General features: G+C 63.2%; 23 protein-coding genes. 6 read left to right on the forward strand and 17 right to left on the reverse strand.

From position 1 onward, the window contains the following. Nucleotides 1–9: 9 nt before the first annotated feature. From mreD to KY495_RS04885, 3 genes are all read right to left on the reverse strand, one after another. Nucleotides 10–522, reverse strand: a complete 513-nt coding sequence (gene mreD, locus KY495_RS04875) for a rod shape-determining protein MreD (RefSeq protein ID WP_219882625.1) — start codon at nucleotides 520–522, stop codon at nucleotides 10–12. Further along, nucleotides 519–1,619 carry a rod shape-determining protein MreC gene (gene mreC / locus KY495_RS04880; protein ID WP_219882626.1) on the reverse strand — a complete coding sequence of 367 codons (1,101 nt, stop codon included), beginning with the start codon at nucleotides 1,617–1,619 and terminating at the stop codon, nucleotides 519–521. The genes mreD and mreC overlap by 4 nt, the downstream gene beginning before the upstream one ends. Nucleotides 1,620–1,701: 82 nt before the next feature. Continuing rightward, complete coding sequence (locus tag KY495_RS04885; protein WP_219882627.1) at nucleotides 1,702–2,745, reverse strand: rod shape-determining protein; 1,044 nt, start codon at nucleotides 2,743–2,745, stop codon at nucleotides 1,702–1,704. Nucleotides 2,746–3,065: 320 nt separating this feature from the next. Here KY495_RS04885 and gatC point away from each other — a divergent pair, with 320 nt between their 5' ends. The 3 genes from gatC to gatB are packed head-to-tail and all read left to right on the forward strand — an operon-like array spanning nucleotide 3,066 to nucleotide 6,344. After that, nucleotides 3,066–3,368, forward strand: coding sequence for an Asp-tRNA(Asn)/Glu-tRNA(Gln) amidotransferase subunit GatC (gene gatC / locus KY495_RS04890; RefSeq protein ID WP_219882628.1), 303 nt, complete (start codon nucleotides 3,066–3,068; stop codon nucleotides 3,366–3,368). 20 nt (nucleotides 3,369–3,388) lie between these two features. Further along, a complete protein-coding gene (gene gatA / locus KY495_RS04895) occupies nucleotides 3,389–4,864 on the forward strand; it encodes an Asp-tRNA(Asn)/Glu-tRNA(Gln) amidotransferase subunit GatA (protein WP_219882629.1) in 1,476 nt (491 codons plus the stop codon). Between the two features lie 19 nt (nucleotides 4,865–4,883). After that, nucleotides 4,884–6,344 carry an Asp-tRNA(Asn)/Glu-tRNA(Gln) amidotransferase subunit GatB gene (gene gatB, locus KY495_RS04900; protein ID WP_219882630.1) on the forward strand — a complete coding sequence of 487 codons (1,461 nt, stop codon included), beginning with the start codon at nucleotides 4,884–4,886 and terminating at the stop codon, nucleotides 6,342–6,344. 389 nt (nucleotides 6,345–6,733) lie between these two features. Here gatB and pyrE read toward each other — a convergent pair whose 3' ends face one another. Next, nucleotides 6,734–7,396, reverse strand: a complete 663-nt coding sequence (gene pyrE / locus KY495_RS04905; protein WP_219882631.1) for an orotate phosphoribosyltransferase — start codon at nucleotides 7,394–7,396, stop codon at nucleotides 6,734–6,736. Between the two features lie 71 nt (nucleotides 7,397–7,467). Between pyrE and KY495_RS04910 the strand changes: the two genes are divergently transcribed. After that, complete coding sequence (locus tag KY495_RS04910; RefSeq protein ID WP_219882632.1) at nucleotides 7,468–8,238, forward strand: exodeoxyribonuclease III; 771 nt, start codon at nucleotides 7,468–7,470, stop codon at nucleotides 8,236–8,238. A 1-nt stretch (nucleotide 8,239) separates the two neighbouring features. On the opposite strand, the gene KY495_RS04915 is transcribed toward KY495_RS04910, so the two are convergent. The 12 genes from KY495_RS04915 to KY495_RS04970 form a co-directional block, all read right to left on the reverse strand. Then, a complete protein-coding gene (locus KY495_RS04915; protein WP_219882633.1) occupies nucleotides 8,240–9,151 on the reverse strand; it encodes a pseudouridine synthase in 912 nt (303 codons plus the stop codon). Between the two features lie 3 nt (nucleotides 9,152–9,154). After that, nucleotides 9,155–10,060, reverse strand: a complete 906-nt coding sequence (locus KY495_RS04920) for a M48 family metallopeptidase (protein ID WP_219882634.1) — start codon at nucleotides 10,058–10,060, stop codon at nucleotides 9,155–9,157. 93 nt (nucleotides 10,061–10,153) lie between these two features. After that, on the reverse strand, nucleotides 10,154–10,771 hold the full coding sequence (gene metW / locus KY495_RS04925) for a methionine biosynthesis protein MetW (protein WP_219882635.1): 618 nt from the start codon (nucleotides 10,769–10,771) through the stop codon (nucleotides 10,154–10,156). Beyond that, on the reverse strand, nucleotides 10,768–11,907 hold the full coding sequence (locus KY495_RS04930; protein ID WP_219882636.1) for a homoserine O-acetyltransferase: 1,140 nt from the start codon (nucleotides 11,905–11,907) through the stop codon (nucleotides 10,768–10,770). The genes metW and KY495_RS04930 overlap by 4 nt, the downstream gene beginning before the upstream one ends. A 31-nt stretch (nucleotides 11,908–11,938) precedes the next feature. After that, nucleotides 11,939–13,690 carry a phosphoenolpyruvate--protein phosphotransferase gene (ptsP, locus tag KY495_RS04935; protein WP_219882637.1) on the reverse strand — a complete coding sequence of 584 codons (1,752 nt, stop codon included), beginning with the start codon at nucleotides 13,688–13,690 and terminating at the stop codon, nucleotides 11,939–11,941. Between the two features lie 53 nt (nucleotides 13,691–13,743). Then, the gene (locus tag KY495_RS04940) at nucleotides 13,744–14,013 is read right to left on the reverse strand and encodes an HPr family phosphocarrier protein (RefSeq protein ID WP_219882638.1); all 270 of its coding nucleotides are present in this window, start codon (nucleotides 14,011–14,013) and stop codon (nucleotides 13,744–13,746) included. A 65-nt stretch (nucleotides 14,014–14,078) separates the two neighbouring features. After that, a complete protein-coding gene (locus KY495_RS04945) occupies nucleotides 14,079–14,486 on the reverse strand; it encodes a PTS sugar transporter subunit IIA (protein ID WP_219882639.1) in 408 nt (135 codons plus the stop codon). Nucleotide 14,487: 1 nt separating this feature from the next. After that, nucleotides 14,488–15,435: a glutathione synthase gene (gene gshB, locus KY495_RS04950; protein ID WP_219882640.1), complete on the reverse strand. Its 948-nt coding sequence runs from the start codon at nucleotides 15,433–15,435 to the stop codon at nucleotides 14,488–14,490. 111 nt (nucleotides 15,436–15,546) lie between these two features. After that, nucleotides 15,547–16,845 carry a glutamate--cysteine ligase gene (gshA, locus tag KY495_RS04955; protein ID WP_219882641.1) on the reverse strand — a complete coding sequence of 433 codons (1,299 nt, stop codon included), beginning with the start codon at nucleotides 16,843–16,845 and terminating at the stop codon, nucleotides 15,547–15,549. A gap of 147 nt (nucleotides 16,846–16,992) precedes the next feature. Then, nucleotides 16,993–18,540 carry an ammonium transporter gene (locus KY495_RS04960; protein WP_219882642.1) on the reverse strand — a complete coding sequence of 516 codons (1,548 nt, stop codon included), beginning with the start codon at nucleotides 18,538–18,540 and terminating at the stop codon, nucleotides 16,993–16,995. 10 nt (nucleotides 18,541–18,550) lie between these two features. Further along, nucleotides 18,551–18,889, reverse strand: coding sequence for a P-II family nitrogen regulator (locus tag KY495_RS04965; RefSeq protein ID WP_219882643.1), 339 nt, complete (start codon nucleotides 18,887–18,889; stop codon nucleotides 18,551–18,553). Between the two features lie 9 nt (nucleotides 18,890–18,898). After that, complete coding sequence (locus KY495_RS04970) at nucleotides 18,899–19,645, reverse strand: TorF family putative porin (protein ID WP_219882644.1); 747 nt, start codon at nucleotides 19,643–19,645, stop codon at nucleotides 18,899–18,901. A 272-nt stretch (nucleotides 19,646–19,917) separates the two neighbouring features. Here KY495_RS04970 and KY495_RS04975 point away from each other — a divergent pair, with 272 nt between their 5' ends. Together KY495_RS04975 and KY495_RS04980 are read left to right on the forward strand one after the other, a co-directional pair. Continuing rightward, entirely contained in the window at nucleotides 19,918–20,166 is a 249-nt protein-coding gene (locus KY495_RS04975) for an accessory factor UbiK family protein (protein WP_219882645.1), read from the forward strand. An 83-nt stretch (nucleotides 20,167–20,249) separates the two neighbouring features. After that, the gene (locus tag KY495_RS04980; protein WP_219882646.1) at nucleotides 20,250–21,062 is read left to right on the forward strand and encodes a rhomboid family intramembrane serine protease; all 813 of its coding nucleotides are present in this window, start codon (nucleotides 20,250–20,252) and stop codon (nucleotides 21,060–21,062) included. Between the two features lie 76 nt (nucleotides 21,063–21,138). Here KY495_RS04980 and KY495_RS04985 read toward each other — a convergent pair whose 3' ends face one another. Continuing rightward, complete coding sequence (locus KY495_RS04985) at nucleotides 21,139–23,175, reverse strand: PKD domain-containing protein (RefSeq protein ID WP_219882647.1); 2,037 nt, start codon at nucleotides 23,173–23,175, stop codon at nucleotides 21,139–21,141. Nucleotides 23,176–23,269: the final 94 nt, after the last annotated feature.

Raw genomic sequence — 23,269 nt, forward strand, 5'->3', positions numbered from 1 at the left:
GGTCAGCCATCAGATGGGGCGCGTATGGTCGCGGTCCACCGCGCGGCGCTGGGGTGCCAAGAGCAGCCAGGTGACGACAGGCCACAGGAGGATGGCGACCACGCTCTCGGAAAAATGCAGCCAGCCCGGAAAGCGCCCCGACACGATATAACTGACCAGCACCTGCACGGCCTGCGTCATGATCAGCAGCGGGAATACATGCAGGGCCTGGGTCGTGAGTGGAAACCACAATACGCGGCGGTGAATCGTGATCGCAAAATACGACAGCAGGGTGTATGCCAGCGCGTTCTCGCCCAGCAGGGTCGCTTCATGCACATCCATCAGCAGGCCCATGAAAAACGCCATGCCGATACCGACCTTGCGCGGCTGGTGAATGCCCCAGAAGACCAGCACCAGCGCCACAAAGTCCGGCACCCCGATCAGGCCGCCCCATGGCAGAAGATTGAGCAGGAATGCCAGGGCGAGCGTAATGCCGATGAAGATCGGGCTGACCGGCAGCAGAATGTAATGAGGGCGGTTCATCGGGCAGGTCCTCCTGGCACGGTGGCGGCAGGTGCCGCGGTCTGCTGGCGCGGCGCGGCCGGCGGCGTGGCGCGGCCGGGAACCGGGGCCTGGCCTGGCCTGGCGGCGGGCGGCGCCGGCGGCGTCACCGCCGGTGTTGCCGGTGTCGCGGACGTTTCCGGCAGCAGGGCCGGCACCCCGCCTTCAGCGGCGATGGCGCCCATTTTCGGCAGATTGTTTTTCTTGATCGGCTTGAGCGTTTCTGCCGGCGGGCGCGGCGCCGGCTTGGGCAGCTCCATCAGGATCAGGAGCTGGCGGTTGCGGTCGATGCCGGCCAGCGGCTGGCATACCACATTGCCGAATGTGCGGCCGGCGCTGTTCTCCACCTTGACCACCTTGGCCACGGCCAGGCCGGCGGGATAGACCCCGTCGAGGCCGGACGTGATGATGACGTCACCGACCACGATGTCGGCATTGGGCTCGACGAAACGCAGGTCGAGCATGCCGGACGACCCGCGCCCATAGGCTACGCTGCGCAAGCCATTGCGCAGCACCTGCACGGGAACGGCCTGTTCGCGGTCGGTCAGCAGCGTCACCTCGGATGTGAAGGGAAATACGCGCGTGATCTGGCCGACCACGCCGGCATTGTCGATCACGGGCAGGCCGAGTACCACCTTGTCGCTGCTACCGCGGTCGAGCACGATCTTGCGGGTCGACGAATTGTGGGCGTCGTACAGGATTTCACTCATGAGCGTCTTTACCGGCAGCACCTCACGCGCGCCCATCAGCTTGCGCAGGTGCGCATTCTCGGCGGCCTGCATGGTGGCCTTCTGCATGGCGGCGGCAGCGGCCACTTCGGCCGCCTTGAGGTCATTGAGCTCCTTTTGCAACGCCGACAGCGACGAGAAATAGGTGCCCATCCCCAGCATCGCGTCACGCGGCATGAGGGCGGCCTTCTGGAAGGGATAAAGAACGGTACCGGTCACCTGGCGCACCATGGCCAGCGCCTGGAAGCGCGTGTCGGCCACCAGCAGAATGATCGAAATGATCGCGAAAACCGTCACCTTGACCCGAGCGGGCGCTCCCTGTTTGAAAAGCGGCGGTGGACTGTATTCCATGACTTCCAATAATGACGGCGCACAGCGCCTGGGTCACTGCGGGCAGCCCGACCGGGGCCGCCCTTGCTGCACCTGGGCAGCCTTACTCGTACGAGAAAATCGAACCGAGCTTGTCCATGCGCTCGAGCGCCATGCCCGAGCCGCGCACCACGCAAGTGAGCGGATCTTCCGCCACCAGCACCGGCAGGCCGGTTTCTTCCATCAGCAGGCGATCAAGGTCGCGCAGCAGCGCGCCGCCACCGGTGAGCATCATGCCCTTCTCGGCGATGTCGGCGCCCAGTTCCGGCGGGGTCTGCTCCAGCGCGTTCTTGACGGCCGAGACGATGTTATTGAGCGGATCAGTCAGCGCTTCGAGGATTTCGTTGGACGAAATCGTAAACGAGCGCGGAATGCCTTCGGACAGATTGCGGCCCTTGACTTCCATCTCCTTCACTTCCGAGCCGGGGAAGGCCGAACCGATGGCCTTCTTGATGGCTTCGGCCGTCTGCTCGCCAATGAGCATGCCGTAATTGCGGCGGATGTAGTTGACGATGGCTTCGTCGAACTTGTCGCCGCCCACGCGCACCGAACCCTTGTACACCATGCCGCCCAGCGAAATGATGCCTACTTCGGTGGTGCCGCCGCCAATGTCGACCACCATCGAACCGGTGGCGTCGGACACCGGCAGGCCGGCACCGATGGCCGCGGCCATGGGCTCTTCGATCAGGTACACCTGCGAGGCGCCGGCGCCGAGGGCCGATTCGCGGATGGCGCGGCGCTCGACCTGGGTCGAGCCGCACGGCACGCAAATGATGATGCGCGGCGAAGGACGGAAGAATTTTGAATCGTGAACCATGCGGATGAACTGCTTGAGCATCTGCTCGGTGACGGTGAAGTCGGCAATCACGCCATCTTTCATCGGGCGGATCGCCTCGATATTGCCGGGAACCTTGCCGAGCATTTGCTTGGCCTGTGCACCGACGGCCTGGATCGTCTTCTTGCCGTTGGGCCCGCCTTCCTGACGGATGGCCACTACCGATGGTTCATCCAGAACGATACCCTGGCCGCGCACATAAATGAGCGTATTGGCCGTTCCCAGGTCAATGGCGAGGTCGTTCGAAAGATAGCTGCGTAAGAAACCAAACATGTTTGTCCTGATGCGCAAGCGCTGCGCCTGATCATTAATATGGAAACTGCATAAGTATTAACCGCCGCGCGTAAAATATTCCGCACCGCCGCGGTTGAGTGAATGCTGCGGCAAACCTGCTTCACAGCCGACAACGCATTAGCCCGCCATTCTACCTTATAATTTGCGCGTTAAATGCTTGAAAACCGGTGTATTGCGCTCCCTTTTCCCCAATGAAATGCCTGATATTGGTAAGCTTTTATCGGATTTAGCGCACTGTTATTCAAATTTCACTATTCGTCTCATAACATTTTGAACGCGGCCCGTGCCGCGCCTATCCCATGTCCCTGACCCTTGCAGACGTAAAACGGATCGCCAATCTGGCCCAGCTCGACATGGACGAAGCCCATGCCGAAGTGGCCCTGGTTGAATTAAACGGCATATTCGCCCTGGCCGAGCAAATGCAGGCCATCGATACCACCGGCGTCACGCCACTGGCGCAGCCGCTGGCCGCGGTGCTCGGCCATGTACCGCTGCGCCTGCGCGAGGACGTCGTGACGGAACAAAACCACCGCGACGATTACCAGGCGAGCGCGCCCAAAACCCAGGACGGCCTGTACCTGGTACCAAAAGTTATTGAGTAATCACGGAACCGACATTCGCCATGCATACAAAAACGCTAAAACAGCTGTCCGGGCTCCTGCAATCGAAAGCCATTTCCAGCACCGAACTGACACGCCACTTCCTGGACCGCGCCAAAGCCAGCGACCTCAATGCCTTTTTGCATATTGACGAGTCGTTATCGCTGGCCCAGGCCGCGGCGGCCGATGCCAGCCTGGCCAATGGCAGCGCAGGCCTGCTGACCGGTATTCCCATCGCCCACAAGGATATCTTTGTCACGCGCGACTGGCGCTCGACTGCCGGCAGCAAGATGCTGGCCAATTACAGCAGCCCGTTCAACGCCACCGTGGTCGACAAATTTGCCGCTGCCGGCATGGTCTCGCTGGGCAAACTCAATTGCGACGAATTCGCCATGGGTTCATCCAACGAAAACTCGGCCTTCGGCGCCGTCAAGAACCCGTGGGACAAGCTGGCCGTGCCGGGCGGCTCCTCGGGCGGCTCGGCGGCGGCCATTGCCGCGCGCCTGGCGCCGGCCGCCACCGCCACCGATACGGGCGGCTCGATTCGCCAGCCAGCCGCGTTTTGCGGCGTGACCGGCATCAAGCCGACCTACGGGCGCGTGTCGCGCTTTGGCATGATCGCCTTTGCCTCCTCGCTCGACCAGGGCGGCCCCATGGCGCAGACGGCCGAAGACTGCGCCATGCTGCTCAATGAAATGGTGGGCTTTGACGAACGCGACTCCACCAGCCTGACGCCGGAGCAAGGCAATGTGCGCGAAGACTTCACGCGCGAACTCAACACGCCGTTGAAGGGCCTGCGCATCGGCCTGCCGAAAGAGTATTTTGGCGAAGGCCTGGCCGCCGACGTGGAGCAGGCCGTGCGCGCCGCGCTCGACGAATTCGTCCGGCTGGGCGCCACGCTGGTGGACATCTCGCTGCCCAAGACGGCGCTGTCGATCCCCGTGTACTACATCATCGCGCCGGCCGAAGCGTCATCGAACCTGTCGCGCTTTGACGGCGTGCGCTACGGCCATCGCGCGGCCCAGTACAGCAACCTCAATGACATGTACAAGAAAAGCCGCGCCGAAGGCTTCGGCAAGGAAGTCCAGCGCCGCATCATGGTGGGCACCTATGTGCTGTGCCATGGCTACTACGACGCCTACTATGTGCAGGCGCAGAAGATCCGGCGCCTGATCGCCGACGACTTCAAGGCCGCGCTGGGGCACACCTGCGACGTCATCATGGGACCGGTGGCACCCACCGTGGCCTGGGACCTGGGCGCCAAGTCGAACGACCCGGTGGCCAACTACCTGGCCGACATCTTCACCCTCTCCACCAGCCTGGCCGGCTTGCCCGGCATGTCGATCCCGTGCGGCTTTGGCCAGGGCGACAAGAACGGCAGCCGTCCGGTAGGGCTGCAGATCATCGGTAACTACTTCGCCGAAGCGAAGCTGCTCGGCATCGCCCACCAGTACCAGCAAGTGACCGACTGGCATACCCGCGCTCCTGCCGGCATTTAAGAAAAGAAGAGAGAAGCTTATGCAATGGGAAGTCGTCATCGGTATTGAGAACCACGTCCAGCTCACTACCAACTCCAAGATCTTCAGCGGCAGCGCGATTGCCTTTGGCGCCGAGCCGAACACCCAGGCCAGCCCGGTGGACCTGGCCCTGCCGGGCGTGCTGCCGGTGATGAACCGCGGCGCCGTCGAGCGCGCGATCCGCTTTGGCCTGGCGGTGGGCGCCAAAATCGCTCCCCAGTCGGTCTTCGCGCGCAAGAACTACTTTTACCCGGACCTGCCCAAGGGCTATCAGATCAGCCAGTTCGAAGACCCGATCGTCGTTGGCGGCCAGGTCACATTCGGCTTTGAAAAGGATGGCAAGTTCGAGACGCGTACCGTCAACCTCACGCGCGCGCACCTGGAAGAAGACGCCGGCAAGTCGCTGCACGAAGACTATGCAGGCATGAGCGGCATCGACCTCAATCGCGCCGGCACGCCGCTGCTGGAAATCGTGTCGGAGCCGGAGATGCGCAGTGCGGCCGAAGCGGTCGCCTACTGCAAGGCGCTGCACTCGCTGGTGGTGTGGCTGGGCGTATGCGACGGCAATATGCAGGAAGGCTCATTCCGCTGCGATATCAACGTCTCGGTACGGCCGGTGGGGCAGAAGGAATTTGGCACGCGCTGCGAAATCAAGAACCTCAACTCGTTCCGCTTCATTGAAGAAGCGGTGGCGGTCGAAGTGCGGCGCCAGATCGAGCTGATCGAAGACGGCGGCAAGGTGGTGCAGGCGACGCGTCTGTACGACCCGGACAAGAAAGAGACGCGTGCCATGCGCAGCAAGGAAGACGCGCAGGATTACCGCTACTTCCCGGATCCCGATTTGCCGCCCTTGACCATCGGCGAAGACTGGATCGCGCGCGTCAGGTCCGACATGCCGGAACTGCCGGCGGCGATGCGTGCGCGCTTCGTGAGCGACTACGCGCTGCCCGAATACGACAGCATGATCATGACGTCCTCACATCAGATGGCGGCATATTTCGAAGCGGTCGTGGCGATTGCGGGCAAGGACAATGCCAAGGCCGCGGCCAACTGGCTGATGGGCGACGTCGCCTCGACGCTGAACCGGGAGGGCGTGGACATTGCCGACTCGCCAGTGGAAGCGTCGCAACTGGCGCTGCTGCTCAAGCGGATCGCGGATGGCACCATCTCCAACAAGATCGCCAAAGAAGTGTTCGCGGCCATGTGGGAAGCGAAATCGGCGGACGAGAACATTGCCGACGCCATCATCGACCAGAAAGGCTTGCGCCAGATTTCGGACAGCGGCGCGCTGGAAAAGATTGTGGACGACGTGCTGGCAGCGAATGCCAAATCGGTGGAACAATACCGCGCCGGCAAGGAAGCGGCCATCAACGCCCTGATCGGCCAAGCCATGAAAGCGTCGCGCGGCAAGGCCAACCCCGCGCAGCTGACCGAACTGTTCAAGAAAAAACTGGCCGGCTGACAAGGCCCGGTCTGGCCCTCGTGTTTCCCACCACCAGGGTCAGACCACTTAAACGACGCAAAATCAATTTCCCTACGCCAGGGTCAGACCACTTTCGCGCCATTCTGACAACTTTTCAGATACCAAATCGACACCGCCATAGGCGTGAAAGGTCGATCATAGGTGATGCCAATATAGGCCGGCAAACCTCTCGTTCCCTATCTGGAACGCGCCAAATGGTGGCAAGGCATTTTTTTCCGGGAAGCTTTGTCCTCAGCGCACGGGAAGCACTCAAATTTGCCGCAGCACACCGGTAAACGTTGCTTTTGACGCGTTTAAGTGGTCTGACCCTGGCAATAGGAAATTGATTTTGGCGCGTTTAAGTGGTCTGACCCTGGTGGGAGGAAAGTTTAGATGCCGTAGCGGGTGCGGTAGGCAGCGACGGCGTCCTTGTATTGCAGCAGCTCGGGGTCGGCGCCGGCGCTGTTGAGGTAGCTGAACAGGTCGTCGAGATTGCCGATCGAGATGACGGGTATGCCGAATTCGCGGCTCACTTCCTGTACCGCGGAATTGGCCGACAGTTCGCCATCCTTGCCCGAGCGCTCCATCCGGTCGAGCGCGATCAAGACGGCACATGGCTCGGCGCCAGCGGCCCGGATCATGTCCACCGATTCACGCACCGAGGTGCCAGCCGAAATCACGTCGTCGATGATCACGACCTTGCCCTGCAATGTGGCGCCAACGATGGTGCCGCCCTCGCCGTGCGCCTTCGCTTCCTTGCGGTTGAAGGCGAACGAGGTGTTGCGGCCCTTGCCGGCCAGCGCTACGGCCGTGGCCGAGGCCAGCGTGATGCCCTTGTAGGCCGGCCCGAACAGCATGTCGAATGCGACGCCGGAGTCGAGCAGGGTCTGGGCGTAGAACTGCGCCAGCTGCGCCAGCGTGGCGCCGTCATGGAACAGCCCCGCGTTGAAGAAGTACGGCGACTGGCGCCCCGCCTTGGTGGTGAAGTCGCCAAAGCGCAGCACGCCCGTGGACACCGAAAACGCGATAAACTGTTGGCGCAAATTGTTCACGTGATTTCCTCTTTGTTAAGTAGCCGCTATTGAAAGTGGCTGTATTTTACGCCACCCCTCTTCTCCGAACCATGCCAAAAATTATTTCCGCGAACTTGAACGGGATCCGTTCGGCCCACAAAAAGGGCTTCTTCAACTGGATGACGAGCCAGACCGCCGACTTTGTCTGCGTCCAGGAACTCAAGGCGCAGCTGCCCGACATGACCGATGACTTCCTGATGCCCGGCGGGTACCACGGCCATTTCCACTACGCCGAAAAGAAGGGCTATTCCGGCACCGGCATCTACAGCCGCGTCAAGCCGGACAATGTCCGCACCGGCTTTGGCTGCCAGGAGTTCGATGCCGAGGGCCGCTATGTGCGCTGCGATTTTGGCGACCTGACCATCATCTCGGTCTACTGCCCGTCCGGCTCGTCCTCGCCAGAACGCCAGGAGGCGAAGTTCCGCTTCATGGAGGTGTTCCTGCCACACTTGCTGGCACTGCGCGCGGAAGGCCGCGAGGTCGTGATCTGCGGCGACTGGAATATCGCGCACCAGGAAATCGATCTGAAGAACTGGAAGGGCAACAAGAAGAATTCGGGCTTCCTGCCGGAGGAACGCGCCTGGCTGTCACGCATCTTCGATGAGTTGGGTTACGTCGATGTCCATCGCGGCATCGATAAACGCCCGGAGCAGTACACCTGGTGGAGCAACCGCGGCCAGGCCTACGCCAAGAATGTGGGATGGCGCATCGATTACCACGTTGCCACGCCCGGGATCGCGGCCCAGGCCAAGGCGGTCCATGTCTACAAGGATGAGCGCTTTTCCGACCACGCGCCGCTGATCATCGATTACACGCTGTAGCCTACAATGCGCGCGCGCTGTCGAAGCGCCGCGGCTGGCCGCTCAGGGGATCGGTAAAGCTGATCGTGCGCGCCAGCAGCTTGAGCGGCCTGGCATAGTCGTCAGCACCGCACGCAAGTGCCACCGGATACAGCGCGTCGCCCACTATCGGCGCGCCCAGCGCTGCCATGTGCACGCGCAGCTGGTGCTTGCGCCCCGTATGTGGGTGCAGCCGGTACAGGGCCAGCCCTGCGTCCAGCAGCTTGAGCACTTCCACCCGCGTTTCTGCATTCGCTTCCCCCGCCACTTCGGCCGTCCGGAAAAACTGCCCGTCGTCGGCCAGGCGGCTGCGGTAGGTCAGCGGGAAAGCATGCTGCGGCAGTTGCGGCGCAATCGCTTCGTACACCTTGTCGATGCAGCGCTTCTGGAACAGCGATTGATAGGCGCCCCGGCTGTCCGGGCGCACCGAAAAGATCACGACTCCGGCCGTCTCCCGGTCCAGCCGGTGAATCGGCGTCAGGTCGTCAATGCCAAGGCGGTTCTTCAACCGCACCAGCAGGGACTCGCGCAGAAAGCGTCCGCCTGGCGTGGTCGGTAGAAAATGGGGCTTGTCGGCCACCAGCAGATGCTGGTCCTGGTGCAGGATGGTCTCTTCAAACGGGAGCGGGGCTTCGTCCTCGATCTCGCGGTAGTACCACAGGCGCATGCCGCGCTTGAGCACCGTGGCCTCGGCGACCCTCTCGCCGGCGCCGTCGACCACGTCGCCACGGGCCATGCGCTCGCGCCATACGGCTTCTGGTACATCGGGGAAGCGCCGCAGCAGGAACACCAGCGCAGCGCCGGGCGCCGGGTCGTCGATCCACAGGTAGCTCGGCGCCACGCCGGCGCGCAGCGGCAGCGGCTTGATGGCGTTGGCGTCGGCCTGTCTACCCATTCCTTACCTGATCGAGACGCTACGGTACGGCGGCAGCGAACGCGTGGTGGTGCCCTTGGCGCGCGCGTACAGCGGCAGCAGCACGTCCATATGCTCCTGCATCTGGCGGATGCGGTTCGCACCGCCCGGGTGGGTCGAGAGGAACTCCGGCGGCGAACCCTTGCTTGCCTGCGCCATTTTCTGCCACAAGACGATGCCGGCGCGCGGATCGTAACCTGCCCGGGCGGCGATATCGAGACCAATCAGATCGGCCTCGCGCTCGTCGTCGCGCGAGAACTTGAGCGACGCGAACTGGGCGCCGTACTGGGCCACGGTGTCGGTGATGCCGGGATCGATGCCAAGCACCGCGGCCAGCACAGCGCCACCGAGGCGCGCACCGACATTGGTGGCGGTGGATTTGACCATCTGCTCGCGTCCATGCTCGCGCAGGGCGTGCGCGATTTCGTGGCCCATGATGGCCGCCGCTTCATCATCGGTCAGTTTGAGCTGGGTGAGAATCCCGCTGAAAAAGCCAATGCGCCCACCGGGCATGCAAAAGGCGTTGATCTGCTGCGATCCGATCAGGTTGACCTGCCAGTCCCACTTGGAGGCAGCCGGATTCCAGCGCGTGGTGTGCGGAATGATGCGCCGGGCGATATTCCGCAGGCGGATGACCTGCGGATGGTCGCTTGGCGCCAGGGCACCCTTTTGCGCGGCCTGCTGCATCATCTGCGCATACTGCGCCTTCGATTGCGCTTCGATCCTTTCTTCCGATGCGAGCATCCGGTACCGGGGCATGGGACGCAGCTGGATGCCGTCCTGCACGGTGGCCTGGTCCTGGCGCGGGGCCTGCTGCTGGGCCTGGACCGGGACCATGCCGGCGCAGGCAGCGAGGGAAACGGCAACGACTATTTTTCTTAGTTGGTTCATATTGGCTTTCCGGGGCGACACCGCCCGTGCTGTGATTTTGATAACAACATCATCGCAGGAAATGTCTGTTTGGCGCACACGATAAGCAGGAAGTCATTTCGAGGCGGAATTTTTCTTGCGCAGGCGAAATACTGCCAGGCTACCACGCAGATTGGGCAGGAAGGACACAGGTTTGCCATCGGCGAGCGCCACGCGCTCCAGCACTTCGAGTCCGCATTCGGCGGCAAGTTCCTCAAAATCGTAGATTGTTGCGCAGCGCACGTTGGGGGTGTCATACCACTGGTACGGCAGCGACTTCGATACCGGCATGCGGCCCTTGGCCAGCGCCAGCCGGTGCGGCCAGTAGGCAAAATTGGGGAAGGAAACGATGGCTTCCGTGCCCACCCGGACGATGTCGCGCAGCAGCACTTCGACATGCTGCATCATTTGCAGCGACGACAGGCACAGCACGGTGTCGAAGGAGTTGTCGGTAAACAGGGTCAGGCCCTGCTCCATGTCGTGCTGCAGCACGTTGATGCCGCGCCGCGCACTGGCCAGCAGCTGGGCGTCGGCGATTTCGATGCCGTAGCCGGTGCAGCGCTTGCCGTTCTGGAGGTGGGCCAGCATGGCGCCGTCGCCACAGCCAACGTCGAGCACATGGGCGCCGTCCGGCACCCAGTCGGCGATGAATGCCAGGTCGGGCCGTAAGGTGGAGAGGTCCTTGAAATTCATTTGATGCCGTCCCAGATCCGTTCGTAGTAAGCCCTGACCATGTTCATGTAGCGCGCGTCTTCCAGCAAAAAGGCATCATGCCCATGGGGCGCATCAATCTCGGCATAGGTCACGCGGCGCCGGTTGCATACCAGTGCCTGCACGATTTCGCGCGAGCGCTCCGGCGAAAAGCGCCAGTCGGTGGTGAATGAGGCGAGGAAGAAGTCGGCTTTGGTGCCGGCCAGCGCGCGCGTCAGGTCGCCGCCAAAATGGCGCGCGGGGTCGAAGTAGTCGAGCGCCTTGGTGATCAGCAGGTAGGTATTGGCGTCAAAGTATTCCGAAAACTTGTCGCCCTGGTAGCGCAGGTAGGACTCGATCTCGAAGTCGATGCCGAAGTCGAACTTGTAGTCGTTCGATTCGGCGGCATTGCGCAGCTTGCGGCCGAATTTTTCGGCCATGTCGTCGTTCGACAGGTAGGTGATGTGGCCGACCATGCGCGCCACGCGCAGGCCGTTCTTCGGCACCACGCCGTGGGCATAGAAGTCGCCGCCGCGGTAGTCGGGGTCCGACAGGATGGCCTGGCGCGCCACGTCGTTAAAAGCGATGTTCTGGGCCGACAGCTTGGCGGTGGAGGCTATCACGGCGCAGTGGCGCAGCCGGTCCGGGTACATCATGCTCCAGGCCAGCGCCTGCATGCCGCCCAGCGAGCCGCCCATGACGCAGGCAAACTGCGCGATGCCCAGCCGGTCGGCCAGCCGCGCCTGGGCATTGACCCAGTCTTCCACGGTCACCACCGGGAAGGCGGCGCCATAGGGCTTGCCGGTGGCCGGATTGTCATGCATGGGGCCAGTGGAGCCGAAACAGGAGCCAAGGTTGTTCACGCCAATGACGAAGAAGCGGTCCGTGTCCACCGGCTTGCCGGGTCCGACCATGTTGTCCCACCAGCCGGTGCTCTTGGGATCGCCCTCGTACATGCCAGCCACGTGGTGCGAGGCATTGAGCGCGTGGCACACCAGTACCGCGTTCGATTTGGCGGCGTTCAAGGTGCCGTAGGTTTCGTACACCAGGGTGTAATCGGCAAGCGTGGCGCCGCCCTGGAGCTTGAGCGGCTCGGCGAAATGCAGTTTCTGCGGCGTGACTATTCCAGTGGATGACATGAGGTCCGGTAAAAAGTAAATACTGTTTGAATCAAATCACCTGCAGCTGCTCGACCGCCTCGGCAATCGCGCCCGGCTCCATGCTGCGCAGGATGCGGCGGGTCTGCGGGGTGATGGTGCCAAGGTCGCAGTTGAGGATTTCCTGCTTGACGGCCAGCAGCTGCGCCGGGTGCATGGAAAACTCGCGCAAGCCCATGCCCAGCAACAGTCGCGTGAGCTTGGTGTCGCCCGCCATTTCGCCGCATACGGCAACGTCGATGCCGGCCTTTTTGCCGGCCATGATGGTCATGGCGATCAGCTGCAAAATGGCCGGGTGCAGCGGGTTGTACAGGTGCGCCACTTCGTAATCGACCCGGTCGATCGCCAGCGTGTACTGGATCAGGTCATTGGTGCCGATGGAGAGGAAGTCCATGCGCTTGACGAACATGGGCAGCGCCAGCGCGGCCGCGGGAATTTCAATCATGGCGCCGACCTTGATCTCGGGGTCGTACTTCTGCCCTGCTTCGCGCAGCTGGGCCTTGGCCTGCTCGATCATGGCCAGCGACTGGTCGATCTCGAACGCATGCGCCAGCATGGGGATGAGCATGCGCACCTTGCCAAAGGCGGAGGCGCGCAGGATGGCGCGCAGCTGGGTCAGGAACAGCTGCGGCTCGGCCAGGCAGTAGCGGATGGCACGCAGGCCGAGCGCGGGATTCAAGGCCGTGTGCTCGGTCTGGTCGAGCGGCTTGTCGGCGCCGATGTCGAGCGTGCGGATGGTGACCGGCCGCCCTTTCATGGCTACCACGGCCTTCTTGTACTGCTCGTACTGTTCGTCCTCGCTCGGCACGCGGTGGGTGTGGCCGCTGCGCGCCATGAACAGGAACTCGGAGCGGAACAGGCCAATGCCTTCGGCGCCCGACTCCAGCGCACCGGGACAGTCGTCCGGCAGCTCGATGTTCGCGTGCAGGACAATACTGGTGCCGTCGCGCGTGACGGCCGGCGTTTTCTTGAGTTTCAGGAGCTTCTTGCGCGCCTTGAGCATGGCTCCCTGGCGCGCACGGTACTGTTCCAGCACCAGGGGGCTCGGGTTGGCAATCACCACGCCGGCGTCACCGTCGATGATGACCCAGTCATCCTGCTCGATCAGCTGGGACGCTTGCGACATGCCGACCGCCGCCGGAATATCCAGGCTGCGCGCCACGATGGCGGTGTGCGAGTTCTGCCCGCCGACGTCGGTGACAAAGCCGATGAAGGAGCGGTCGCGGAACTGCAGCATGTCGGCCGGCGAAATGTCGTGCGCCACCACGATCATCTGCGGCTGGAATTCGTCATCCGATACCGGCGCCGGCGAGATCTGGGCCGTGCCCATCAGGACCTTGAGCACGCGCTCGGCCACCTGCTGGATGTCGGCCTTGCGCTCGCGCAGGTACTCGTCTTCGATCTCGTCGAATTGCGCCGACAGTTCGTCGATCTGGGTCACCAGCGCCCACTCCGCGTTGTAATGGCGGGTGCGGATGATGTCAAGCGGCGCTTCCGAGATCATGGGGTCGGACAGGATCAGCGCGTGCACGTCGATAAAGGCGCCCAGTTCGGTCGGGGCATCCTTGGGCAGGTCGGTCCACAGGGCCTGCAGGCCGCGGTGCACTTCGGCCAGGGCGTCCTGCAGGCGCCTGACTTCATTTTCCAGCTGCTCTTCAGCCACCAGGTAGTGCTTGACGTCGAGCGCGGCAGGGGTGAGCTTGTGCGCGCGCCCGATGGAGATGCCGCGGGAGACGGGTATGCCATGAAGCGTGAACGATGCCATCGGTTGTCCTGGGTGTCCAAAATGGTGGCGGCCGGGTGGTCGGTCCGGCGGCATTACTCGCCTTCGCCGAACTTGTCGTTGATCAGTCCTGCAAGGGCGATGACGCATTCCTGCTCGTCCGGGCCATCGGCCTCCAGCGTGACCTTGGCGCCCTTGCCGGCGGCCAGCATCATCACGCCCATGATCGACTTGGCATTGATGCGGCGGCCATTACGCGAGAGCCAGACGTCGCTCTTGTAGCGCGCGGCCATCTGGGTGAACTTGGCCGAGGCGCGTGCATGCAGTCCCAGCTTGTTGATGATTTCGAGGTCTTGTTGAATCATGTGGTTGGCGTCTTTATCAATCGGTGTCTGAGTTCTGCTGCGCGTGAAACGGGGATGATGCTCTGTTACGCCGGTCCTACCCTGACCCGGTTGTCGACCCGCACCGCGCCGCTCTGGGCCCCCGCCAGCGCCATTTCCACCACCACGTCGAGCGTGTCGCGGCGGTAGGTGATGGCGCGCAGGAGCATGGGCAGGCTGATGCCGGCAATGACTTCCACATGGCCGGCGTCGGCCAGCGAATTGCAGCAGTTCGACGGCGTGCCGCCTTTGATGTCGGTGATCACCAGCACGCCGCTGCCGTCATCCAGGCGGCCAATGGCGGTGCGCGCCAATTCGTTCACTTCAGCCAGGTCCTGGTCGGCCGCCACGTCAATGGCTTCAAAGCGCTCGGTGGGGCCGCGGAACACGTGCGCGACGGCGGCGATAAAGGCCTGTCCCAGCGGGGCGTGGGTCATGAGGAGGATGCCGACCATGTCAGGCCTTCCCTGCCTGCTGCTCGAGCGCGTCGATGAACATCGCGGCCACGTCGAAGCCACTTTGGTCGGTGATCTCCTGGAAGCACGTGGGACTGGTCACGTTCACTTCGGTCAGGCATTCGCCGATCACGTCCAGCCCCACCAGCAGCAGGCCGCGCGCGGCCAGGACGGGGCCGATCGCTTCGGCGATGTGGCGGTCGCGCGCCGTCAGCGGCTGGGCCACGCCGACGCCACCGGCGGCCAGGTTGCCGCGAATTTCGTCGCCTTGCGGGATGCGCGCCAGCGAAAAGGGGACCGGCTTGCCGTTGATGACGAGGATGCGCTTGTCGCCGCTGACGATTTCGGGAATGTAGCGCTGGGCCATGATGGTGCGCGTGCCATTGCAGCTCAAGGTCTCGATGACGGAACCGAGGTTCATGCCGTCGGCCTTGATGCGGAAGATGCCGGCCCCGCCCATGCCGTCGAGCGGCTTGAAAATGACGTCGCCATGCTGGGCGTGGAAGGCGCGCAGGCGCGCCGGGTCGGACGCGACCAGGGTGGGCGAGGTGTATTCGGAAAACTGGGCAATGGCGAGCTTTTCGTTGTGGTCGCGGATGGCCGAGGGCTTGTTGAAAACGCGCGCGCCGGCGCGCTGCGCCAGTTCCAGCAGGTAGGTCGCGTACACGTACTCCATGTCGAAGGGCGGGTCCTTGCGCTGCAGGACGGCGTCGAAGTCGGACAGGCGGCGCGCCACCTTGGGCGTGGCCACGTACCACTTGTCCGGATTACCGGTCAGCGTCAGGTGGGCGATATGGGCCGATACCTCGCCCCCTTCCAGCGCCATGTCGCCCTGCTCGAACGCATGGACTTCGTGCCCGCGGCGGGCCGCTTCGCGCATCATGGCGAAGGTGGAATCCTTGTACGTTTTGAAGCCTGCCAGCGGATCGGCAAGGAAAGCGATTTTCATGGACGTTTCCAGTCAGGGTAATGCCCTGATTTTATCCGGAAACAGCAATGTTGGCTTGATATGGCCGCGGCGAGGGGGGCCGCCCCCCTCCCCTGGCGCCGCGGGTGGTGGTCAATACACTTCCGGATTCGGATCGGTGCGTTCCAGTTCCAGCGAGGCAGCCAGCAGTCCGAGGCGCGCCACCACCCCGTACACATAGAAGCGGTTCGGCGCGGCGGTGCCGGGCTTGGCCTTGAGGTCGGGGACAGCGTGCTGCTGGGCAAAGGCCAGCGGCACGTACTGGGAACCGGGCGCATTCAGGTTCTGGTCCACCCCGCGCTCGGCGTGGATGCGGTAAAAGCCGCCCACCACGTAGCGGTCGATCATGTAGACCACCGGTTCGGCCACGGCATCGTTGACGTTTTCAAAGGTGGGCACGCCTTCCTGGATGATCAGGTCGGTCACTTCCACGCCATCCTTGATGACCGACATCTTGCTGCGCTGGCGCTGCGACAGGTCGCGCACGTCGTTGGCATCCTTGACCGTCATGATGCCCATGCCGTAGGTGCCGGCGTCCGGCTTGACGATGACGAAGGGCTTTTCCTTGATACCGTATTCCTTGTATTTCTTGCGGATCTTGGCCAGCAGCATGGTGACATTGTCGGCCAGGCACTCGGAACCGTTATCTTCCTGCATGTTGATCTGGCCGCACTTGGCGTGGAAAGGATTGACCATCCACGGGTCGACATCGATCAGCTTGCCGAACTTTTTCGCCACTTCGTCGTAGGCTGCCAGGTGGTTGCTCTTGCGCCGCAGGGCCCAGCCGGCGTGGGCCGGCGGCAGCAGCGACTGTTCATGCACGTTTTCCAGCAGCGATGGAATGCCGGCCGACAGGTCGTTATTGAGCAAGATGGTGCAGGGGTCGAAGTCGACCAGGCCGATGCGGCGCCCATTGCTTGATCTCACCATCGGCTCGATGACCAGCATGTTGCCGTCTGGCAGCGCCAGCGGCGTGGGCTGGGTGATTTCCGGCGACATGGAGCCCAGGCGCACGTGCAGGCCGGTCTGGCGGAAAATCTGCATCAGGCGCGCCACGTTTTGCAGGTAATGCGGGTTGCGCGTGTGCGCTTCGGGTACCAGCAGCAGGTTGCGCGCGTCCGGGCAATACTTGTCGATGGCGGCCATGGCGGCCTGCACGGCCAGCGGCAGCATCTCGGTGGCCAGGTTGTTAAAGCCGCCAGGGAACAGGTTGGTGTCGACCGGCGCCAGCTTGTAGCCGGCATTGCGCAAGTCCACCGAGCAGTAGAACGGCGGCGTATGCTCCTGCCACTCCATCCGGAACCAGCGCTCGATGGCGGGGGTAGCTGCGAGAATCTTTTTCTCGAGGTCGAGGAGCGGGCCGGTGAGGGCCGTGGCGAGGTGCGGAACCATGAATTGACGTCCTTAAGGCTTCTTGATGATCGTGAACAGCTACATCGGGGCGGAACCGGCATTTTAAAGCGATTCGGGACGCAGAATGCAAAAAGGCGCCCGCAGGCGCCTGTTTGACCCGCGCAATGCGGGCCGGGGACGGCAAATTCAGGCGTGGTAGGCCGATTCGCCGTGGCTGGTGATGTCGAGGCCTTCCCGTTCTTCTTCTTCCGGTACCCGCAGGCCGATGACCAGGTCGACCAGCTTGTAGGCAACGAAGGCCACCACAGCCGACCACAGCACGGTGACGCCGACGGCGGTCAGCTGGGTGATGACCTGGCCGCCAATCGAGTAGTCGGCCGATGCCTTGTTGGCAACGTAGTCGAAAATGCCCTGGCCGCCCAGCGACGGTGCGGCGAACACGCCGGTCAGCAGGGCGCCGAGGATGCCGCCCACGCCGTGCACGCCAAACACGTCGAGCGCGTCGTCGGCACCGATCAGGCGCTTCAAGCCATTCACGCCCCACAGGCAGACAATGCCGGAGAGCAGACCGATGACCAGGCCGCCCATGGGGCCGACAAAGCCGGCCGCCGGGGTGATGGCGACCAGGCCGGCCACGGCGCCGGAGGCGGCGCCCAGCATCGATGGCTTGCCCTTGGTGACCCACTCGCCCAGGATCCAGGACAGGGTGGCGGCGGCAGTGGCCAGCAGGGTGTTGATGAAGGCCAGGGCGGCAATGTCGCCCGCTTCCAGCGCCGAGCCGGCATTGAAGCCGAACCAACCGGCCCACAGCAGGGAGGCGCCGATCATGGTCATGGTCAGCGAATGCGGGGCCATCGATTCACGGCCATAGCCCACGCGTTTGCCGATCATGATGGCGCCCACCAGGCCGGCAATGGCAGCGTTGATGTGGACCACGGTACCGCCGGCAAAATCAAGCGCGCCGTGCTGGAACAGGTAGCCGGCCTTGGCGCCTTCTGAGGCGAGGGTGGCGGCGTCGGTGATCATGTCGGGACCGGTCCAGAACCAGACCATGTGGGCCACCGGCAGGTAGCTGAAGGTGAACCACAGCACCACAAAAGCGAGCACGGCAGCGAACTTGATACGCTCGGCAAAGGCGCCCACGATCAGCGCGCACGTGATGGCGGCAAAGGTGCCCTGGAAGGCGACAAAGACAAACTCGGGAATGACGACGCCCTTGCTGAAGGTGGCGGCATAGGCAAAGGTGCCGGCCACGGGATCCCAGATGCCGCCCAGTGCGAGGCGGTCAAAGCCACCAATGAAGGCATTGCCGGCGGTGAAGGCGAGCGAATAGCCGTACACGCACCACAGCACGATGACGAGGGCAAACACGGTAAATACCTGCATCAGCACCGACAGCATGTTCTTGCTGCGCACCAGGCCGCCGTAAAACAGGGCCAGGCCGGGAATGGTCATGATGATGACGAGGATGGTGGCTATGAACATCCAGGTGGTGTCGCCCTTGTGGGGCACGGGGGCAGGCGCGGCGGCCGGAGCTTCGGCAGCGGCCACCGGCAGCGCGGCGGCAGCTGCCTCGGCCGCTGCCCCGTCCGGTACGCCGGCAGCGTCAGCTGCCGGTGCCGAGATCGCCGGTGCTGCGGCCGGCGAGGCGTCCTGGGCCAGCGCCGGCAGGGCGCCGCCAACGGCGGCCAGCAAGGCGGCCGCACCGAGCCATTTGAGCAGTGTGTTTTTCATGATCAGTTCCTTAAAGTGCTTCGTTGCCGGTCTCGCCGGTCCGGATACGCACGACCTGTTCGAGGTTATAGACGAAAATCTTGCCGTCACCGATCTTGCCGGTGCGTCCTGCCAGTTCGATCGCTTCGATCACCTGCTCGACGATGGCGTCGTCGACCGCCGCTTCGATCTTGGTCTTGGGCAGGAAATCGACCACGTACTCGGCGCCGCGGTACAGCTCGGTGTGGCCCTTCTGGCGTCCGAAGCCCTTCACTTCGGTCACGGTGATGCCCTGCACATTGATGGCCGACAGGGCTTCCCGCACTTCGTCCAGCTTGAAGGGCTTGATAATGGCGGTAATCATTTTCATGGCGTTCTCTCAGAAGGTTTTCGACAGGGTGACAACGGCGCCGGTACGGCCCAGGTTCTTGCCGTTGACCGGGCTCAGATACAGGTCGGTGCTGGTGCCCACCACCGCCAGCGCCAGGGAAGCGAAGCCCAGGTCTTTGGTGACGCCGATCTTGTAATCGTTGTAGCTGAAGGCGCCATTGTTCTTGACCATCTGGCGGCCGGCGTGCAGGTTCAGCACCAGGCCGGGGGCGATTTCCTGGTTCACGCTCAGGTCCACGTAGCCGCTGCCCTTGCTGTCGGCGGTGCCGAACAGGTTGGTGGTCGAGTGCGAGTACTTGAGGGTGGCCGGGCCATAGCCGAGCTGGGCATAGAGTTCAAAGGTGTCGGCATCGGGATTGAGGTCGTTGGACGGATAGGCGTAGTACAGGCCGCCCACGTCATAGCTTACGCCCGGGCTGAGCTCGCCGCGCTTGCCGCCGTACAGGTCAATTTCCACGCTGCCATCGCCCCCCAGGTCCTTGGTCCATTTGATGGTGGACGCCCAGGCGCCGAGGTAAAAGCCGCTGGGGCTGTGGGTATAGTCGGCCCCGCCCTGCAAGGCCGGCTGCAGGCGCGTTTGCGACAGGCCGCGGTAGCGGTAGTCGCTGGTGACGGCAGCGTTGTAGCTCACGGCGTGCTCGGGCGCGTCATCGGCAGCGTGGGCCAGTGGCGCGAAAGCGGCCACTACCAGCGCCAGCGAGGCGGCAAGCGTGAACTGGTTGGTCAGGTTTTTCATGGCGGTTCCCCTATTGTTTTGAACGTGTGGCACGGTTGCGGATTAAAATCAGGTGAAACAAGGTCGTCTACGGGGACAGTAGCAGGAGTCGTGCCAGCGTAAAATGCGGGGGCGCGCCCTTGATTTTTTCACGGTGCCTACCCATCTTGCCTTTAATAAACTGCAGAACAGCGTGGCGAATGACGCTCCGGCACATGCCGGCGCGACAATCGCACCAATGCGATGCACTGCCAGCACCACGACGGTGCATCACGGATTCACCAGGAGAGCACATGGACATGAACAGCTTTTTTAACGACTTGCAGGGCAAGATCAACCAGGCCATCGAGAGTTCGCCCGCCAAGGACATTGAAAAGAACGTCAAGGCAATGATGACCCAGGGATTTTCCAAGCTGGACCTGGTCACGCGCGAAGAATTCGATATCCAGAACCAGGTATTGGCCAAGACCCGCGCCCGGCTCGAGGCGCTGGAACTGCGCGTGCAGCAGCTGGAGGAAAGCCTGGCCAGCCAGAAGGTGTAAGCAGCGCACTGCACGGTGTCGCGCCGGCGCTCCGCCGCGCAGATGCTATTATTGCAGCATTGTAAATATAACAATTGGCTGCCATGACTACTTCCTCGACAGCAGACAGCGGCGCGCCGGCCGCGCCGTCCCGCATCACCCCGGTCGTCATGCTGCTGGCGGCCATCAGTATCCTGGTCTACCTGGTGCAGCTTGGCAGCGGCGTGCACTGGATGAGTCCGCAGGTGCTGCAGATGATTGCCTGGGGCGCCAACGTGGCGCCGCTCACGCTCACCGACGCGCCATGGCGCCTGCTGTCGAGCATGTTCCTGCACATCGGGCTGATCCATATCGCCCTCAATATGTACATGCTGCTGGTGCTCGGCCCTTTCGTGGAGCGCGCCTTCGGCAAGCTGCGCTTCCTGCTCATCTACCTGTTGTCCGGCCTGTTCGGCAGCCTGGCCAGTGCCATGTGGTTCAGCGCCAGCCAGGAAGTGAGCGTGGCGGCCGGCGCCTCCGGCGCGCTGATGGGCATCAGCGGCGCATTCCTGGGCCGCATCCTGTCGCCCGGGCGCGGCCAGCTCGACGCCCATGCCATCGGCATGAAGGGTCCCCTGATCCAGACCATTGCCATCAACCTGGTCATCGGCTTTCTCAATACCGGCATCGGGATTGACAATGCAGCCCATATCGGCGGCCTGGTGGCGGGCCTGGTCCTGGGCCTGGCGTTTTCCCTGCTGACCTTTGGCCGCAGCGCCGGCGGTCGCCTGCTTGCCATGGTGGGCATCAGTGCCGCCGCCCTGGGCATCCTCTGGCAGCTTGCCACACGAGCGCCGTCACCGGGCTTGCTGGTCATGAAGTACCAGTTGCAGGTGCAGATGGCCAGGGCGGCCGAGCGCGCCCCGCCCTCGCCCTGAGGCGGAAACCGCACCTGTCATGCAAAAAGCCGTGCCAGGCATGATGCCGGCACGGCTTTTTGCGCACAGCTGCCGCTTAGCGGGTGATGGCGTTGCTCGTCATCTTGTTCAGTGCGGCATCGTAGGCAAATCCGGGGGCAGCAATGCCGGTGACGGCGTACTGGTAGGTGCCGGACACCTTGCTCAGGGGCGAATTGACGGTCGCAATGCCGGCAGTATTGGTGCCGGCGCTCTTGGTGCTGCTGACAATGCCGCTCCAGTTGCCGGTGACGGTGGCGCCCTGGATGGCGCGCCCTGCCGTGTCCTTGACCGTGATCTTGGCCTGGGCATAGTTGCCGTTCCTGGTGGCGACGGTGGTCAGGGTGATGGCGTCGACATATACCCGCGGCTGGACGGAGGTGGCGGTAATGGTCACGGCGCGGGTATCGGTCATGCCGCTGGCATTGGTGACCTTGAGCGTGGCGCTGTAACTGCCGGCGGCGGCGTAGCTGTGGCTGGCGGTAGCGCCGGCAACCGGCGCGCTGCCGTCGCCAAAGTTCCATTCATACGACTGCAGGGTGCCAGACGGATCGCTCGACGCGGCGCCCGAGAATGACACCAGCAACGGTGCCGGGCCGGACGTGGCGCTGGTGCTGATCGATGCGACCGGCATGCCGGCCGTGACCGGCGCCGACATCGATACCGAGTAGCGGCCGATGCTGCCATAGACGCTGTAGCCGGTGCCCAGCGGATCACCCTTGCCGGTGCCCTGGATGCTCAGGTAGTAGTTGCCGGCTGCGGGCAGCTGCATGGAAATGGTGCCGTTGAGCGCGTCCAGGGGATTGGCCTGGGCGATGACGGTGCCGTTGCCATCGCGTACCTGCATCAGGATGTCGAGGTTGGGCGAACGTTCAAACGGCGTGGCGTTGACGGTCAAGGTGCCGGCGCCGGCCGAGAACTTGAAGAAGTCCATGTCGGACGGGGTTTCCACCAGGCCGCGGATGCTGTAGCTGTTGACGCCATTGGCCGGCGTTGCCGCGAGCACGGTGGCGGTGGCAATGGTGTTACCGAAGTCGTCGGCAGCGAACACGACGCCATTGTTTTGCATGACCAGGAAGTCGTCTTCCTTGTTGTTGGCATTGAGGTACTCGCCCTTGCTGAACTGGACCAGTTCACGCGAGTAACCCACGCCCATGATCGGCGCCCAGCCGGTCACGCCCGTGCCGTGCCCGGTGTAGTAGCCGGTGCTGCCGGTACCGTCGTGCGACAGGCCCAGGTTGTGGCCTACCTCGTGGGTGACGGCTTCGGCAATGTTCTTCTCGCCATTGGCCAGCTTGTCCTGGAACACAAAGGCAGTCTTGTAGTTTTCCCCGACATTATCGAACACGCCCACGTAGGCAAAGCCGCCGCAGCCGCAATCGCCGCGCGTGGTGCCGGCGGTGAAGTTCCTGGTGATCAGGGCGCGCGCGCCATAGGTGTCGTCGGTGAGCGCGGTACGCGTCATCTGGTCGAGCGGCGGTTCCTCGGTGGTCACGTCCACGTCAAAGGCGGCGTAATCTTCCGCCACGCGGCGCCAGATGTTCTGGATCATTGCCAGTTCGGCCGCGCTGTAGGTGCCGGGCAGGCCGTCCAGGTCGAACGCGGGGCTGGTGATGGTGGTCAGGCCATAGCTGCTGTTCCAGGCACTGCCGGTGGTGGTGTGGCCATTGAAGTCGAGGTAGATCTTGCGCTTGGAGCCGGGGCGCGAATGGAGCTTGAAGGTCTGGTCGGCCGGGTAAATGGCGCCGCCCGGTGCCAGGTCGCTGCCCGACACGGTCAAGCCATGCTCGATGAACATGAGGCGCCCGCTCTTGTCGATCCAGGCTGAACGGTCGGTGCGCAGTTGCTGGGCAAACTCGGCCACTGTCTTGCCATAGTAGGCCGCCACTTCGGGCAGGCGATTACCGAGATTGCCAATCGCGCGCTCGCCATTACTCATCTCCATCAGGCGCATGGCCGGGAAAGCAGGCTTTTGCAGCGGCGGCTGGACACGGGCCGCAGCGGTCTGCGCAAATGCCGTGGCGGTCAGCAGCGCCGTCGCGGCGAAGGCGGAAAGAAAGGCGGCCGAGATGAGGGTTTTCTTGAGTAAGGTCACACTGTGCTCCGATTGATTTTGCTGCAGATTCATAGAATAAATACGAAATGCCTGCGGGCAATATATCAGAGATGTTCGGAAATTCTGTTGAGAA

The sequence above is a fragment of the Massilia sp. PAMC28688 genome (genome assembly GCF_019443445.1).
Taxonomy (GTDB): domain Bacteria; phylum Pseudomonadota; class Gammaproteobacteria; order Burkholderiales; family Burkholderiaceae_D; genus Telluria_A.